Here is a 3163-nt window from a genome sequence, read left to right on the forward strand (position 1 = left end):
ATCCCGGTGTTGGCCATGCGGCTGTTCGGCATAATCAGAGCCCTTCAAGGAACGCGAGCAGTTTGTCGTCCGGCCGGAACCGACCCGGCGGCGCGGATGGTGCGGCGACGAGAGCGAGCGCCTTTTCCTTCATCCGCATATCGGCGTGGATGTAGATCTGGGTGGTCTCGACGTTCTCGTGACCAAGCCAGAGCGCGATCACCGCAGGATCGACGCCATGATGGAGCAGGTCCATCGCCGTGCTGTGGCGCAGCGTATGCGGTGTGACCCGCTTGGTGCCGATGCTCGGGCACGCGCGCGACGCCGTGAGGCAGTGCTTGCGGACCAGATGCTCAAGAGCGTCACGGCTCAGCCGTTCGCCCCGGATCGACGGGAACAGCGGCTTGCTCTGGTCTTTGTCGTTGCCGATCCACGTCGCCAGCAGCTTGGCTGTCTCGCGGCGAAGTGGGGTGGCGCGCTCCTTGCGGCCCTTGCCCATGCAACGGATGTGAGCGCCGGTTCCAAGCGCGACATCGCCCCGGGTAAGGCCGACCAGTTCGGAAGCTCGCAGGCCTGTCTGGATTGCGAGCAACAGCAGAGCATGATCGCGCCGGCCCGCCCATGTGGTGCGATCCGGAGCCGCCAGCAACGCCGCCATCTCTTCGGCATCGAGGAACGTAACTGCACGCTTCACATAGCGCTTGTTGGGCATGGCCAGGATACGCTGGCAGTGTAGTAGCCAGGTCGGATCGGTCATCGCGACGAAGCGGAAGAACGATCGGATCGCCGCGAGCCGGGTGTTGCGGCTGCGGGCGCTATTGCCCCGCGTGGTCTCGGTATGGGCGAGGAAGTCCGCGACCAGATCGGCGTCGATATCTTCGACCGTCAGGTTGACTGGCGGCTTGTTGCGGCGAGTGCTCGCGTACCTGAGCAGTAGCCGGAACGTATCGCGATAGCCAGCGACCGTATGTCGGCTCGCCTCCAGTTGCGTGCAAAGCCGCTCGGTGAAGAAGCGCTGGATCAGCGCAGGTAAGGCGATGGTGCTCATTGTGCCATCTCCCCGCCGCTCGCGGTGGCGCGGCCCATCGCTAGATCGAGCAGCTCCGGGACCGCCTCCAGATACCAATATGTTCCAGAAGGGTTGCTATGACCCAGATAGGTCGTCAGCCGGATCATCTCGCGCGCCGGGTCCTTGCCAGTCCGGTACCAGTTGATCATCGTACGCACGGCGAAGGTGTGGCGCAGGTCGTGGATGCGCGGTCCCCGGCCGTGCCGCTGGTACTGCTGCTCGGATCGCAATCCGATCTGCTGGCATGCTTGCGCAAAGTTGTAGCGGGCCCCACAGTCGGTGAGCCGAGTCGCCTTGTCAGTTATGAACATCGGCTTCGCCGGATGACCGATCAACCGGTCGCGTTTGACGCGATAGTCTAGCAGTCGCTCGACGGCGCTGGGGTCGAGCGGCAGCAGTCGCTCCTTACCGTTCTTACCTTGTCGGACGCGTAACGCACCATTATCGGCATCGAGGTCGTCTCCATCGAGCGCGAGCGCCTCGCTGACGCGCAGGCCCGTGATCGCGATGAGTGCGAACAGCGTCGAGCAGGTCAGCCCGCGCAATCCGCAAATCGACGGAAGTGCCATTGCGGCCGCGATGATCGAAGCGACTTCCGCGTCGCTGTAGATATACGGTCGGGAGCGCATCACGGTATTCGGCAACAATCCCCGGGGCGGGGCTTCATGCGCCAGATCGAAGCTACTTAGCCACTGCGCGAAGAGGCGCACGACGGTAAGCCGCGCCGCTCGCGTCCTGCCGTTGGCCTCGTCGAGCGTAGCATGCCAGCGCAGGAACAGCGCCGTGTCGATATGCGTCGCACGCTCGCGGTCGGCAAACCGCGTGAAGCGGCGGAGGATGCGCTCGCTGGTGCTCAGGTCGTAGCCGAGGCTGCGCCGCACGGCCAGATAGCGATCGAGTTGGGAGGTGAGGCTCATTGCGCGCCTCCCACTACGGGCCAGGGCATTGCTATCGATCGCAGCCCATCTATGTCGAGACGGGCATATATCATGGTCGATGTGCGTGAGCGATGCCGCAGCACGTCGCCCACCTCGTCGAGCGATGCACCCGAGTTCACCAACTGGACCGCAAGGCTATGACGCAGCAGGTGCGATCCCACATAGGGCGTCACCGGTTTCTGGCCGGTCGCCTTCAGGGCATCCTTTAGGACGGCGTTGACGATTTGGCCGTCATTGAACGGACGATGTGGCGCGCGATGGGTAACGAACATCATGCGGCAGGACGTGGGGCCGCGCTCCTCGCGCAGATAGCGGCTCAGCGCATCGCCAACCTCCGAGCTGATCGGCACGCGATCGTGGAGTTTGCCCTTGCCACGAACCAAGAGTTCGCCCGCGCGCCAGTCGACGTCGTCCAACCGGATCGCGATGACCTCGGCAGCACGCAAGCCAAGCCGGGCCATGATGAGCAGCATCGCATAGTCCCGAGCCCCGTGCCGCGGGTTGTGGCGCACGCAGGCGAGCACCGCCTCAACGCCCTCGGGCACCAGATGGCGCGGCAGTCGTGCTCCCCAGCGTTTCGCCGTTCGAGGCAGACTCAGAGCTAGATTGGTCGCTGTCGCGCCACTGCCGAACAGATATTGCAGGAAGATACGAACATGCGTCGCTACCGTCTTGTCGCGCCGCGCACTTGCCATTACGTGCTCAAGGAAGCTGATCACGTCGGCGGGCCGCAACCGCCCCGGATCAACCATCGCATCGCCAAAGCGATGATCGAGGAACCGGTTGGCGAACCGCAGCGTGTGATAGATCGTCCGCGGGCTAAGGCCGCGATGCTTGACCAAATAGGTCTCGAAGTCCGCCAGTAGGGCCGCACGCGCTTGCTGCGCCTCGCTCAACGGCACTGGATGCGTCACGCCGATATCGAGGAGATGCTGCGCGAACCGGCGGGCCAACCTATACGGCCATATCGTGCCGGTTTTCTTACGCGGCACCTTGCGTCCCAGATGCTCGGCCATATCGAGCGTCAACGCTGAAGGACCGATGCCCTGGACATCCATCGCGTGACCCACCTTTCGTAGGATCGATAGGTAGGTCTTGACCGTGCCGGCGCTGTAATTCTCCGCCGCAAAACTCGCTGCGAACGAGCCAAGATGCGGCTCGATGCAGGTCTGCAAAT

Annotated in this window: 3 protein-coding genes; all 3 read right to left on the minus strand. The window is 63.7% G+C overall.

From position 1 onward, the window contains the following. Nucleotides 1-34: 34 nt before the first annotated feature. From IVB50_RS26005 to IVB50_RS26015, 3 genes are read right to left on the minus strand one after another with little or no spacing between them, the layout of a single operon-like run. A complete protein-coding gene (locus tag IVB50_RS26005; protein ID WP_247297730.1) occupies nucleotides 35-1027 on the minus strand; it encodes a tyrosine-type recombinase/integrase in 993 nt (330 codons plus the stop codon). Next, nucleotides 1024-1965 (minus strand): tyrosine-type recombinase/integrase, encoded by a 942-nt coding sequence (locus IVB50_RS26010; RefSeq protein WP_247297731.1) that lies wholly within the window; start codon nucleotides 1963-1965, stop codon nucleotides 1024-1026. The genes IVB50_RS26005 and IVB50_RS26010 overlap by 4 nt, the downstream gene beginning before the upstream one ends. Then, nucleotides 1962-3161 (minus strand): tyrosine-type recombinase/integrase, encoded by a 1200-nt coding sequence (locus tag IVB50_RS26015; protein ID WP_247297732.1) that lies wholly within the window; start codon nucleotides 3159-3161, stop codon nucleotides 1962-1964. Before IVB50_RS26015 ends, IVB50_RS26010 begins: the two co-directional genes overlap by 4 nt. Nucleotides 3162-3163 lie beyond the last annotated feature (2 nt).

The sequence above is a fragment of the Bradyrhizobium sp. 87 genome (assembly GCF_023073015.1).
GTDB classification, from domain to species: domain Bacteria; phylum Pseudomonadota; class Alphaproteobacteria; order Rhizobiales; family Xanthobacteraceae; genus Bradyrhizobium; species Bradyrhizobium canariense_D.